The organism is Cytobacillus oceanisediminis 2691, from assembly GCF_007678455.1.
Lineage (GTDB): Bacteria > Bacillota > Bacilli > Bacillales > Cytobacillaceae > Mesobacillus > Mesobacillus oceanisediminis_A.
Map to the genome: position 1 here is coordinate 1 of NZ_VEEP01000008.1, position 14526 is coordinate 14526.

Annotated in this window: 4 protein-coding genes and 1 riboswitch; all 4 genes read right to left on the reverse strand. The window is 43.7% G+C overall.

Annotated elements, in window-relative coordinates:
* The coding region (locus tag FS736_RS15915; protein WP_144479047.1) for a DUF6531 domain-containing protein at positions 1-6592 on the reverse strand (6592 nt) is incomplete at its 3' end.
* A gap of 85 nt (positions 6593-6677) precedes the next feature.
* A riboswitch (cyclic di-GMP riboswitch) is annotated at positions 6678-6767 on the reverse strand.
* 140 nt (positions 6768-6907) lie between these two features.
* Positions 6908-11818, reverse strand: coding sequence for an Ig-like domain-containing protein (locus tag FS736_RS15920; RefSeq protein WP_144479049.1), 4911 nt, complete (start codon positions 11816-11818; stop codon positions 6908-6910).
* Between the two features lie 14 nt (positions 11819-11832).
* On the reverse strand, positions 11833-12486 hold the full coding sequence (locus tag FS736_RS15925) for a hypothetical protein (RefSeq protein ID WP_144479051.1): 654 nt from the start codon (positions 12484-12486) through the stop codon (positions 11833-11835).
* Between the two features lie 63 nt (positions 12487-12549).
* Positions 12550-14499, reverse strand: coding sequence for a protein kinase domain-containing protein (locus FS736_RS15930; protein WP_313959731.1), 1950 nt, complete (start codon positions 14497-14499; stop codon positions 12550-12552).
* Between the last annotated feature and the right edge of the window lie 27 nt (positions 14500-14526).

The window sequence follows — 14526 nt, forward strand, 5'->3', positions numbered from 1 at the left end:
CTTCACTGTTTGTTTTGGAGATGACATTGCCGTTGTCGTCATACTCATAACGTTCTTTTCCGGCTGTCTGCAGCTGGTTCATGGCATTATACGTGTATTCGCTGGTTCCTTCGTCATCCGTCATCGTCAGCCTGTTTCCGGCTGCATCGTAGGTGTACTTGACTTTGCTTTGTGGATTCACCAAATAATCTGGCAGGTTATCCACTGGTCCGTTGCTTAGGTCAAGTTCGATGTTTCCATCAGGTCCGCATGATAAAGGTGATTTGTTATTTTTGCCGTTGTTTTCTTTGCCCTTAGACGGTTTTTCCTTTTCTGCCGGTTTTCCTTTTCCTTTTTCAGAGCTGTCTTTTCCGCCCTTGTTTGGATTATTTCCTTTATCAGACTTGTTCTTGTCTTCTCGAGCAGGAGACTTGCCCTTGTCTTTAGTTTCACCAGTAGTTTTCTCTTCTGGCTTTCCTGTAGTCTTCTCCTCTTTGGCCTTCTTCTCATCTGAAGCATTAGGCTCTTTATTTTTTTGTCCTTTCTCCGAACCTGGTGCCGTTTCAGAAACATCAGCTTTTGCTGCTTCGGCCTTAGAGCCGCTAAAGAAGCTGACTATGCTTTCCCACAGATTCTTAAAGAACCTTCCGATTGCCTCTGCCGCTGCTTTTATTTTTTCTTTAATAAAGGCAATGATTTTGTTTTCGTTTTTCTCTTCCTCAGTCTTTTTGTCTTTTGAGTCTGACGAAGCTGCTGCTTCCTTCACTTCATCCTCAGCATTAGAAGAATCAAGAGTGGAATCCAGAGCTTCTTCTTTGCCAACCTTTCCATTTTCCGGGTTTTCTGATTCGGACACTGAGGTGCCTGTTGCGTCTTTCTCCTCAGAACCGCCAATCATGTCACCAATAAGGGGAAGGGCAACAATTTTTTCTTGTATTTTCTTCATTCCAGATTCGATCGACTCTATTCCTGATTCAATCGACTCTGAAATTTTCCCCGGTTTCTTGCTGCCATCGGAAGGAGTATCCGGCTCATTCCTCAGTCCTTTGATCTTCTCCTTTGGATAAATGACTTCTGTCAATCGATTCAAGGCATCGTAGCTATACTTTGTAGCCGCTCCGTCTTCCTCGATCTGCGCAGTACGATTGCCGTTTTTATCATACTGATACGCAAAGGAAGAGAAGACTCCATCTGAATTTTTGTTTTCAATTTCAGACAGGTTTCCATCTTTGTCATAGCTTCTGGCAATGGTGTTGCCGTTCGCCATGCTTCTCTTGATTTCACGGCCCAGGCCATCGAACTTAAAGGATGTGACGTTTTCATCAGGATCCGTCACACTGGACATTTGGTTCCGCTCGTCATAGGTATAGGCAGTGGTCCGATCCTCGCTGTTTGTTACCTGGAGCATGTTTCCAACTGCATCGTACTTGAATTGCAGCTGTTTTTCCAGCTTTACATTGTCCTGCAATGTCATCCTGCCCATCGCATCATATTGATATTTTTCATGGGATGCAGGGGAAGACAATTCCGACAATCTTCCGGCTTTATCATATTGATAGTTGATCTTTTCATCGCCATAGTCGGCGCTTTTCACCTGGCTCAGCTGTGAGTATTGATAAGCAACCGTATTGCCATTCGGCATCGTGACGCTTCCGAGCTGGCCTGCAGGGTCATATGAATATTGCGTCTGCTTGCCGAGCGGATTTGTCTCTTTTGAAACCTGGCCATTAAGATTATACTGCCAGCTTCTCATGTTTCCATTCGGGTCGGTCTGCTTGATCATCTGGCCGAGCTTGTCATATTCATATTGGGCAGTTCCCTTTAAAGCATCCTCTACCTTGGATAACCGATTCAAAGAGTTATATTGATAAGAGGTATTGTAGCCTAAAGGGTCTGTTTCTTTTACAAGATTGCCCGCTTTGTCATATTCATATTTTCTCGTATTTCCTTGAGGAGAGATTTCCTCAACAAGACGGTTCAGTGGGTCGTATTTATAGCTGGTTACGGCACCAACCTGATTGTTAACAGTCAGCATGTTCCCGGCTTTGTCATACTCCCAGTGAGTCTTGGAGCCTTTTGCATCTGTTACCTGGACAGGACGGCCGATTTCGTCGTATTGGTACGAAACCTGGTGCTCAAGCGGATCTGTTTCGCTTAATACATTTCCTTCCGCATCATACGTATACTTCGTTTTAAAACCAAGAGGATTGGTTTCCTCAAGGAGGTAGCCTACTTTATTGTATGTGTATTTCCATGTCTCTCCCGCAGGATTTGTCTTCTCGAGGGTCCTGGAGAGCAGGTCATATTTAAATCCGGTTTCCCCTCCAGCCGGATCTGTCAGCACTTCAAGATTCCCGGCGCTGTCAAACTTGTACTTTGTTGCGCGCATCAGCGGGTCGATTGCTTTTGTATTCCTGCCAATGGCGTCATATTCGTAAGCCCAGATTCCGCCTTCAGGATCGATTTCCTGTACGAGATTGCCAAGCTTGTCATACTTGTAAGCAGATTTTCCGCCGTCTGGGTTTGACTGGGCAGCCAATCTGTTCAGTTTGTCATACTGGTAGGAAATTTTCCCGTCCGCCGGGTTCGTCATGCTTGTCATGTTGCCAGCAAGGTCATATTCATAGCTTGTTGCATGGCCATTTTTATCGACTGCCGAAAGGACATTGCCCACTGAGTCATAAGTTGTTTTTTCAATATTGCCGAGTGCATCCTTCACTTCCGTCAGACGGTTAAGAGGATCGTATTTATAAAATGTCTTGTTCCCTAAAGGATTCGTTTCCTCAATCAGATTCTGGAGCGCATCAAATTTTTGGCTAATGACTGCTCCAGTTGGATCGGTTACTTTTACGATTCCTGCCTGATCACTGAACTCATACTTCGTCGTTTTGCCGCGTCGGTCTGTTTCAGATACCAGCCTGCCAAGGGCATCATAATCAAATGAACTGCTTTTCCCCATAGGATCGACAGTTTCAAGGATATTTCCGACCTCATCATATTGGTACTTGGTGACCCCGGCCATTGGATCGATTGTTTCTATATTTCTTCCCAGTGCATCATAATTATGTGAAGTGACTGCACCATTCGGCATGATTGCCTGTTTTAAACGGCCGGCCTGGTCGTATTCATAGGATGTTGCCTGATTAAGCGCGTTGATTGTTTTGATCAGCTGGCCAAGCTTATCGTACTGGTATTGTGTCTTATTTCCTGCAGGATCCGTCACTGAAAGCAGCTCACCTGCAAGGCTGTATTCCATTTCGGAATTCTGGCCAAGGGCATCGGTTACTGTCTTTACGTTGCCGAATTCGTCATATTGGTAGGAAGTATTATTGCCAAGAGGGTCAGTCATGCTCGTAACCCTTCCCAAGGCGTCATACTTCATTTTTTGTTCGGCTCCATTAGGCTGTGTCACCGACTCTGCCTGTCCTAATGGATTGTATTGATACTCTGTCTTCCCTTGAAGCGGATCCACCATCTCTTTAACCCGGCCAAGCTTGTCGTATGCCCATGTCATCGTCTGCTTGAGCGGGTTCGTCATGGTTAGGGTCCGGCCCATCACATCATAGGTATAGCTGGTTGCTCCCTTGATATCTTCCGATTTTGTCACTCTGCCGAATGAATCATAGGACAGTGTCGTTTTCTGCCCTAGCGGATTAATGGCCTCATATAATCTGCCTGCATCATTGTACTTGTATTCTGTAACAGCATTATCCGGCCGTGTTTCCCTTGTGACCTGGTCAAGGACGTTATAGTAAAATTGTGTTTTTTGGCCGAGTGCGTCCTCAATGATGGTTGGACGGCCTGCCTTGTCATAGGTCCAGGCTGTCTTTTCGCCAAGAGCGTTGCTAAACTCGCTGATCAAGCCCAGGCTATTGTATTTGTATGTCAGTTTCGTTCCATCTGGACGAGTGTAAGTTGATGTGTTATCTGCTGCATTATAGGTCCACTTATGGACTCTGTCCATCTGGTCTACTGTTTCAACCAGGCGGTCCAGTTCATCGTATTTGAAGGTTTGAGTGCTTTCTTTTGGACCTATGATTTTTTCGGTACGGCCTAATTCATCGTAATAGAATGAAGTGACCTGGTTCAGCGGATTTTTAATCGCCGTCAGGTTCCCTATCGCATTATAAGAATAGGTAATCTTTCCTCCTGCAGGGTTGATTACCCCTGTTGCATGGCCGTTTTTATCATAATCATAACTCGTGACCTGTCCGAGAGCATTTTTCACTGTGGCGAGCTGCCCGCCAGGATGGTAAGTATACTCCTCGGTGGTTCCGTCACGGAGCGTCTTTTTATAAACCTGTCTAATAGAATCATATAAATAAGATTCTTTTGTGCCGTCCTCATATACTTTATCCTTTAATAAGCCAAGTCCGTTATAGACATACTGGACTGTCTGGCCATCAAAAGATTTCTCTTTTTTCAAACGCCCGATTGAATCATATTCATAGCTTTGTACTCTTCCTGCTGGATCAGTGATTGATGTAATCTGCTGGGAGTTATTGTACTTATAGCTGGTTGTGCGGCCAAGCTCATCCTTGATTGTGTCAACCAGGCCCTTTGAGTTATAAACATACTCGAGTGTACCCCGTGGCGATGTCACTTTCTCCGCCCCGTGCTCTCCATAAACATAAGAGGTTGTACCCTCGATTGTTTTAAAGGTTTTCAGTCTGCCAAGTCCGTCCCAATCATAGGATATCACCTGGTTTCCTGGTGCCGTTACAGTTTTTACCCTTCCAGTCTTGCTGTCATAGGAATAGACATATTGGTATCCTTTTGGGTTTGTAATGGTTTCCAGTTTGCCAGCGTTATCATACTTATGGGATGTCACCTGACCCAGCTGGTTGGTAATCGTCAGGATCCTGCCAGCCTTGTCATAGGAATACTGCAGCGTCTTCCCATCAGCATAGGTGATCTTAAGGAGATTCCCATCCCCGTCATATTGATATTGCTCTCTATAGCCGTTAGGCTCCTGCATCGATTTGATGTGCCCAAGGCTGTCAAAAGTGTAGCTGGTGATTTCACCTTTTGCGTTCTTCGCCTGTTTCATGTTGCCAAAAGCGTCGTATTCGAAGGTGATTTGAGCGCCAGCAGAATCCTTCGCCCAAAGCATGCGGCCCTTGCTGTCGTGGCCATAAGTCGTAACAATTCCATTTTCCGTTTTCTTTGTTAATTTTCCGTTGGAATCGTAGTCATAAACGGTTGATTTTCCAGTGGATTCATTGATCGTTTTTGGCTGATTCCATAAGTCCTCATATGTATAGGTTGTGGTTACGCCAAATATGTCAGTCTTTGTCTTAATACGATCCTTATCATCATAGGAAAAGCTTTCTGTTCCTGTGCTGGAAATTTTCTTCGTTATCTTTCCATTATCGTTGTTTTCAAAGTTTGTCTGATATCCCAGCGGGTCAGTGACACGGACAGCCTTCTCTTTTGCAATATGATAAGTCCATGCTTCTCCTGCTGGATTTTGCTTAATGGTTTTCGTCAGTTTTCCTGAACCGTCAGTTGTATAAGAATAGCTATACAGGACAGCGCCAGCAGGATTTTTCGCCGTTTTGACACGATTGTTGCTGTCATACGTGAATGAAGTGGTTTCCCCTTCACCATTTGTGATCCCTGAAATACGGCCGCCGTCATAAGAATAAGTGATTGATTTATTTCCTGGGTAGTTTACGTTTTCCAGTCTTCCAGAGCCATCATAAGAGAAGCTGATTTTACGGTTTTCTGGATCAATCAGCTCACTGATATGGCTGCCTGACCATTTGATCTGGATCGTGCGGCCGTAATCGTCTGTCATCGTTTCAAGCTTGCCTTTATTGTCGTAACCGTATTGAATGCTGTTGCCATAACGATCTGTTTGTTTGACCAATCTTCCGACTTTTTCGTCCTGGCCTTTTCTCCACGATGCATAGTAGCCATAATAGGTATATTTTGTTTTATCAGCTGTTTCAACAACATACTCAAACTGGCTAATCCTTGTAAGCTTATCGCCATTGGCCGCTGTAATATACTCGCCCTTGTCAAGCTCATAGTTTGTCATGGAGTCTTCATCGTATTCGGTCACATAGGCATTCGGATCTTTCTTGTCGAATGCGTAGCTTTGGGTGCTGCCGTCTAGGCGGCTTTCTCCCATTGAAAACTCGGCATACATTTCGAGTCTTGATTCCAGTGATGTGGTCCAGCCTTTCCCAAAAGGACCATCTTCGGTATTATTGCTGGAGTAATCTCTCTTGATGCCAAACGGACGCAATACTTCCGGAACAAGAATATCTTCTTCCTTCAGTTCCAAATATCCGTTTTCGATGTTGATAGGTGGTTCAGCAGTCGTGTTTGCAGGCGGCGGTGCCTGCTGCTGCTTTCGTGGAGCCACCTGGCTGTTTGGAATTTCCGGTGAAGTATTTGGCACCGGGGGCTTGATTCCCTGGGCTGGATTGTTGACCGGCTGATGCTGGTCGATTTCCGGCAGCAGGCCAAGAAGGTTCTCAGGATTCGAATAAAACTCCTGTTCAAAAGCTTTCTTCTCAGCAAATGCCTGTGCTGGATAGACCCCAACACTACTGAATAGGATGATTGCAGATAAAAATATTACGGTAAATCTTTTAAAATACATAAAAACTCCTTTCTTTCCGTCTGTAAAAGGGCATACTTCGCCTTTTGGTTACCGGTAAAAAAGGAGTTTACTAGGATGAATGATTCACGGCAACCCAGCCGCCATAATAGGATATACCCACCTTAGGCCTGAAGCTTTGCGTCCCCGCCTTTCAACGGGTTTGCCTTTTACTTGAATAGTTATAAAGTTATAGTTCAATATAACTATACTACATTATTTTACAAATTCTGATTATTTTTTATAAAATAGGACAATTTTCCTAATTATTGTCGAAAAAAAGAATCCAGAGGATGGATTCCTCTGGATTCTTTTTCTTTATTCTTCAACTTTCATCCTTCTTCTGCGTATCACTACCGTAGTTGCGGCAACTACAAGACCTACTACTCCGACCAGTGTACCGCCAAGCAAAGGTTTATTTTCATAAAACTTCACCAATGCTCCCTTTTCGACGATTTCAAATGAAATGACTGTTGTTTTTTCATTGCCTGCTTCGTCATATGCGGTAACTGCGATTTCGTAAGGCTTGATTTCAGCCAATTTGGTTTTGATTACTTTGTAGCCATTTTCTTCTAATACGTCCCCTTCGAACATTTCGCCGTTAATCATGACAGATTTTATTTTGTCATTTGGATTATCCAGGCGGATGGCGATGTCAACAGGGTCATAGTATTTTTCTTTATTTTTCACACCTTCATAAACTACCTTTGGCGCGGTTTTGTCGATAATGAACTCGACGCTCAGCTGCTGGATGTTACCTGCCTTATCCTTTACTTCGAAGAACATGACGTGCTTTCCTTCTTCCTTGATTGGATCACCTTTTTCATATGGCTTTCCGTCAAGCATCATTGCGATGATATCGTAAGAACTCATATCATCAATCAGCAGCTGAGGCAGCAGATCCGTGTTGAAATACTTATTGGAAATTGGCTCTTTGAACTTGATGACTGGCTTTGTTTTATCGATTGTGAAGACGATCGTACGTGATGAAACGTTTTTCGCCAGGTCTGTTATTACTGCTTTTAAAATATAATCCTGTTCGTATTCAAGCTTTGTTCCGTTTTCGAATGGTTTGCCGTTCAAAGTAACGGATGTCTTGCTGCTATCCAAATGGATATCTGAATAGGTCACTTTCGGCGCGATGTTTTTATTGAAAAAGCCATCGAGTACTCCGGAAATATTCAGCATTGGCTTTGTAGTATCAAGTGTGAAGCCGATTTCAAGTGTTGATTCATTGCCGGCTTTGTCGCGAGCAAGAACCTTGTATGTGTATTTCATTTCCTTTGCTGCAACAGGGATGTTTCTGCCAAGGTTTGCACCGTTGTTCAGTGTCGCGGATACAATCATATCTTCCGCTTCATCCAGAGCAAATTCCGGAGTGAATACTTCATTGATATACTCGCCATTCTTAATGACACGATTCTGTCCTTTAAACTTCGGCGTAATGACAGGCTTCGTCTTGTCGATGGTGAACTTCATCGTCTTGCTGAAGCTGTTGCCTGCTTTGTCAGTTGCTTCTACCAGGATGTTGTACTCACCCTCTCCGCTGAAGTTATGGCGGAAGGAAGCAAGGTCTCCATTTACAGAGAAACCGCCGGCGTTATATCTTGCACCGTTTCTTGTAACAGTGATTCTGTTGATATCCAGGTTCACATCTTTGATTGCAGCGTTAACAGGTTTATCAACATTGTAATAGGCGTTATTTTCCACACCTGTGATCTCAATTTCCGGTTTGGTCTTGTCGATGGTAAAGGTCCTTTTTTCAGTGATTGGACCGTTACCGGCTTTGTCCTCTGCAGTAGCAAGGATTGTGTAAAGACCGTCCCTGGTAAAATTGTATCCCAGGTTCGAAAGTTTTCCGCTGTTCTTCCATGTACCAATAGGGAATGCAGCTCCATCTTTCGTAGCGCTGATGCTCACATTGTTCGTTTTATAATTCAGTTCGTCAATCGAGATGGTGACATATTTGCTTTCAGGATTGAAAGAGTTATTTTCTGCTCCATCGATTTTTACGATTGGATTGGTTTTGTCGATGATGAAAGCAAGTTGGTCATGTCTCTTTGAATTGCCGGCTTTATCGGTAGTCTTAAGATTGATTACATATTCGCCTTCTTCAAAGAATGTGTAGCTGTTGACAGCAATTGTTTTTGAATCAGCAAGCAACTTCATTTGTCCCACATTATATGGCTTGCCATTTTTCTCAACTTTTAGTTCTGTGTTTGAAAGATTGATATTGCGGTCTTCAACTTTCATTTTGACCAGCATGTTCTTTCTGTAGTCATTACCATCTTGAATCTCAGTCACTAGTTCTACATTAGGCGCTGTCTTGTCAATCGTGAACTTGAGAGTTTTCATATCAGCACGATTTCCGGCTGCATCTTCTGATTTAACAATGATTTCATAGTCATTATCAGCTTCAAACCTGTGCTTTAAAATTGTTTCTTGATCAACGTTTTCCCACTTAACAGGATACTTGACCTTTTCCCCATTCACTTTAAACTCGATTTCCACTTTATTATTTTCAAAGTTTCGCTCGTTTACCTGGATTTTAATCTCTCGGTCTTTGTTATTGAACGAATTATCTTCAGCGCCAGTAATTTTAATTTCCGGCTGAGTATCGTCCACAGTGAAAGTCCTTTTCATGGTTGACTGGTTTCCTGCTTTATCCGTTGCTATGACGGTGAATTCGTAGTTTCCGTCGCCTTTGAATGTGTAGTCATTTGTAGTTTTTTCACCCTTATCGGTCCAGGAAAGTTTTTGTTTCTCCCCACCATTTATCTTGTAATAGACCTCTACATTCATGTATTCATGGTTATGCTCATCAACCTGGACCTTAATCAAGTTTCCGCCCTTTACAAAGTCCCTATCTTTTATTCCACTTAAAGTAAGCTCCGGTTTCGCCTTATCAATCGTGAAAGATATCGGCTTAATGGCATAGCTATTTCCCTTTTTGTCATAGCCTGAGAATTCTAACTTATAGTCTCCCTCTTCTTCAAAAGACAGGACCTGGTAGGCAGTTTTCAGTCTACCTTTATTTTCTTTTGTCCACTTGTCATATTCAACAATTGTCCCGTCTTCTTTTGTGACTTTCAGCAGGGACTTGCTCAGGTCAAGTGTTAAGTCTTCTATGGTGAAGGTCGCATCCTTCAATCCTGGGTAATGGCCACTTTGCTGCAGGTTTTCTACCGTTAGCTTCGGTTCATTCTGGTCAATCGTGAAAGTGATTGCTGAATCATTCACCGGTCTATTTGTTGCTTTGTCCTGGATGTCAAAACGGATTTCATAGTTACCGTCAGCATTGTAGCTATACTTATATAGTGCGCCTTCAAGGTCACCTTCTTTTATCTTCTCGATTACCGGTTTAGCCTTTAAGTCCTCACCGTCACGCCAGACAGAGATCATTGTATTATCAAAATCAAAGTTCTCGTCCGTCACCTTGATGGTGAATTCCTGTTTTCCTCCGTAGTCTTCATTTTCCTTTAAGTTTAAGATTTCCAGCACTGGAGGCTTTTGATCAATTGTAAAAGTGTATGGCCCTTTTGAATTCTGGTTATTGAATAAATCTTTCGCGATTACTTCAACAGTGTATGGGCCATCTTCTTTAAAAATATGTTTTGTCTGAGCAGTAAATAAGAATTGAGAAAAAGGAGTGTGGTCAACTTCTTTTCCATCTTTGTTCGTTATAGTTAAGGTCTTTTCAATCAGGGTTAAATCTGTGACGGAAAAATCAATTTGAGTATCCTTGTTAAAATACTTGCCTTGAAGTTGTTCATTTTCCAGACTTCCCGCCCTCATCGAGATGACAGGGCCGGATTCCTTATCGATTTTAAACTTGGCAGTCTCGTTTGTTTCATTGCCAGCTTTATCGATGGCATTTGATTGAATGGTATATTCACCTTCTTCAGACGCTGTGAATGTTGTTTTACCATTACCATTCCTTGTCGAGACGTCCTTTTTATCTCCGTTGGCATACTGCAATATCACCGTTACATTAGAAGATTGTATGTTAGCTTCATCCAGTGCGATCTCAACTTCCATATTCTCATCGCTTTGCAAGCTATAAGCCTTATCTTTCTCGAAACTGTAAGTGAATTCAGGCTTTGTATTATCAACCACGAAAGAATATGAGACGGGGTCATGGAGAATCCCCTTATTGTGATGGTCCTTAACGGTTACTTTGACTAAATAAATTCCGTCCGGATTTGCAGTACCACCCTTTGTGAGATCATACTCGAATATTTCTGTTGTTCTTTTTGTAGGAACCATTTGCTGCGCGGGAAGTTCCTCACCATCTTTGATAATGACCAGACTTGCTTCCCCAATCAAAATTTCACTGTCAACCTTGACACCAATTCGCTTTGCTATTGCATAATCCTTGATGACTTTTCCCCCATCTGTCATGTTAAACACAGATACTTTTGGTTCATTTCCAGGCTTTGATACTGTCAAATAGAAAATTTTTGATACTTCGTTTCCTGCTTTGTCTTTTGCTTCAATGGTTACTTCATAATTGCCGTTTTCTTTAAAAAGGATATCCTTTGTATACTTTCCAGTTTCCTCAACATCAGCTGTAAATACCACTGCCGCTTCATCATTCTTTTTCTTGGAGATCTTAATCGAATTCGGTAAAAGGTTTACTTCATTCACTTCTGCCGTTAAAGTAACATCTTTTGTGTAAAAATCATCGTTAACGGAGCCATCAGGACCATTTAACTCTGCTGCAGGTTTTGTAATGTCACGATGGACAGCAAAGGAACTTGCTGAAGCAGGATTTTTCCATTTTTCAAGATGTGCTATATCAATGTTGATCTTTACAGCCCCGTCAGCAGCCACTGGAACGGTAATATTGTATAACCCCGTAAAAGCTTCACCTATTCCCTGAGGAGTAACAGCTATATTATTAATGGAGTTTTCTCCTTGTGTTGCCGAAACTGAGATAGGCTTATCAACGTCTGGGTTTATATTAGATTTGTCTTCAATTCTTCCATAATCATCTTGCAAATCGACAACAAAGGAAATATTCTCTTTGTTTGTCCACAGAGTCCCCAAAGGCTGTGATTTCATCTCCCATTGTTGGCCATCAAAAGAAATATACCTTTTGGGCTCTGTCTGCTCCGACAGAACCTTTCCATTTAAAATCAAAACCGAAGAAATTAACACCAGCACGAGTGGAAGAGCGATTGCCCATTTATTTCGGGGCTTCTTTTTCTTTTTCCTAGGTTCAAGCATCTCTTTTTCTCCTTTTAAATAATGGTTTTGGAGTGGACAATCATGATATCCACTTGTTTCTGAAAACTTGGTTCCTCTTCTGTCAGCAAGGTGGTCTCATTGATGTTGTCTAATAGTGTTGTTTCATCCATGTCATCCGGTTCCGCTGTAAGGACGGTAGTTTCATTCCATTCGGACAGAATGGTCGTCTCGGTTGGTGAATCATGGGAGGTACTCTGGCTTGTTGAAACTCCGGCTGCCACTGGTTCCCGCACCGGAACTTCAGCTAATAATGCTGTAGGCTCGTATCCAGCCTGAGTAAGAAGAGCAGTCGGCTCAAGGCCATCCTGTTTAAGCAAAGCTGTCTTTTTGAAGCTCTCCTGGCTTAAGAGAGCAGTCGGATCCATCTTCTCGCTTGCCATCTTTTCGGTCGGCTCCACATATTCACCAGCTGCGACTTCCTTCTCAACATTCTTGCGGACATGGATTTCCTTTGTTGTCGGCTTGGTGCTTGTGTCGGTCTGTTTACTGGTCGTCTTCCGGGCTTTTCTTCCCGCCCCAGGCCAATTCCATCCGGTAAGGTCCGTAATCACCTGGGCAATATTGAGCTTCATATAGACTGTGATGGCTATCACCAGCGTAACCGCTGCCCCTGCCATTCCGCCGTAAAACATAATCTGGTATGCCAATCTCTTTCAACTGCCTTTCTTGAGAAGTGCCCCTTTGCTACTTGGGGCCTTCCCTTTACTCCCCTAGAGAATATTCAAGTTTTCCATACGTCTGGTGAGTTTTTTGAAGCCTTCATCGTCTTTGACGCCAGGCAGGCTGCCTGCTTTTTCATAGACCTTTTTCGCTTCGGCATAATTTCGGCTGCCTTCCTCTTTGTTTTGTTCAATGTCGAGGAGCAGGTTCCCGAATTTCACATGTGCGTCGATGCTGTCAGGGAATTTTTTTAGCGTCGTGTTACGGAAATGTTCGACTGCCCGTGAGAATTCACCCATCTCCTGATATATAACGCCAACTTTGACATAGACTTCTTCCTGGTCGGCGACATTCAAATCGAGCAGATTGTTATAACGCTCGATCGCCTGTTCAAAATCGCCGCGCGCGGTGGCTTTGTCCTCGGAATTCACGCCGCGGCTGTAGTATGCCTGAGCCAGCTTCTGTTCAAATTCCATTTCATATTTGAATTGGAGCTGTTCGTTTTCGAGCTTTGCCAGTACTTCCTTCGCCTTCTGGACAATTTCGATCGCCTGGGTATTGGCATCTGGAATCTGGCTTTTGTAAGAAATATAGATGTTGGCAAGTGAATTGTAGTTATCGATTTTCCTACTGTCGTTGGCAAGGCCATCATTGTACTCGTGGAATTCCAGAAGGTCTCCGGCAAATTTGGCATAGTCGACGTTCAGACTGCTCATTGTCGTTGCCAGCGACTTGTAATATTTCGCATCCGGCAGGTCTTTTTCATCGATTTGCTGGAAGTATTTCAGCGCATTGTTATAGTCCCTTTTTACATCGAAATAGGTCATCCCCATTTTGAAAAGGACCTCGTTATTCTTATGGACTCCTCCGTATTCATCCTGTATGTATGATTCCAGCTTGGCGAGTCCTTCGTCGGTCTGGTTTCTATTAATATATAAATCAAGCAGATTGATGTATGCCTCCGGACGGCTCTTGTCGACGCGGGTGGCACTTTCGAGAAGCTTGATCGCCTCGGTCTGCTCTCCGTCCATCAAGGCAATGCTGGCCTGATTAACAAGATTCATATAATCCTGGAACTGTTCATTTTTCATCCCTTTGTAGCCAAGGGCAGAAGTCGTCGAGAATCCGAGGAACAGTACAGCAGGAACAAGAAACATCGCCAGCTTCTTGATCAGCATGTTCTTGTAGCCCTTCGTCAGCCTGTTGATATGCTCAAGGTCATAGCTCAGCTCTTCGCAGTTCTGATATCGATTAGCTGGTTCGGCCTGGGTGCATTTTTTGATGATATGCTCGAGGCCTTCAGGAAGCGTCGGATCCCACTCGCGTATTGGCCTGATTTCAAACGGCGGCTCGCTCAGGTTTTTCCCTGTTACGAGATGATAGAGAGTGATTCCAAGGCTGTAAATATCCGTTTTTGCGTCGGTCTGCCTGCCGGAAATCTGTTCAGGGGCCGCATACCCCTTCGTTCCGAGATTCGTAGTGTCAGAGAGATTTTCGGTTTTGAATTCCCGAGCGATCCCGAAGTCAATCAGCTTGATTTTCCCCTCGGGCGTAAGCATGACATTGTCCGGCTTCATGTCGCGGTAGATGATTGGGTATGGCTTTCGGGTGTGCAGATAACCGAGCACATCACTCAGCTGCTTCGCCCACTCGATCACTTCTTTAGCAGGAATTTTGCCATCGCGCTTAAGGCGTTCCTTCAGCGACTCACCCTCGATATAGTCCATCACCACATAAATGTCGCCTTCTGACTCGATGATGTCATAGATTTTCGGCAGTGAACCGTGGTCGAGCTTCTTTAGCATGTTCGCCTCAACGACAAGGCTGTTGATCAGCAGCTCGTTGTTGCTGTTGCTGCGCTTGCGGATATCCTTGACGACGAGCGATTTGTTGAGCCGGTTGTCCATTGCCAGATAGACGACACTCATGCCGCCGCGCCCGATCTCCTTCAATATTTCATATCTGTCATCAATAATCGTGCCAATTTGTATCAAAGTCATTCCTCCCAGAAACGCGGGCTGGTTCTT

Excerpts from the sequence above, each read along its gene's own strand:
- FS736_RS15920 (WP_144479049.1), bottom strand. The coding sequence starts at position 11,818 with ATGCTTGAACCTAGGAAAAAGAAAAAGAAGCCCCGAAATAAATGGGCA.
- FS736_RS15930 (WP_313959731.1), bottom strand. The coding sequence starts at position 14,499 with ATGACTTTGATACAAATTGGCACGATTATTGATGACAGATATGAAATA.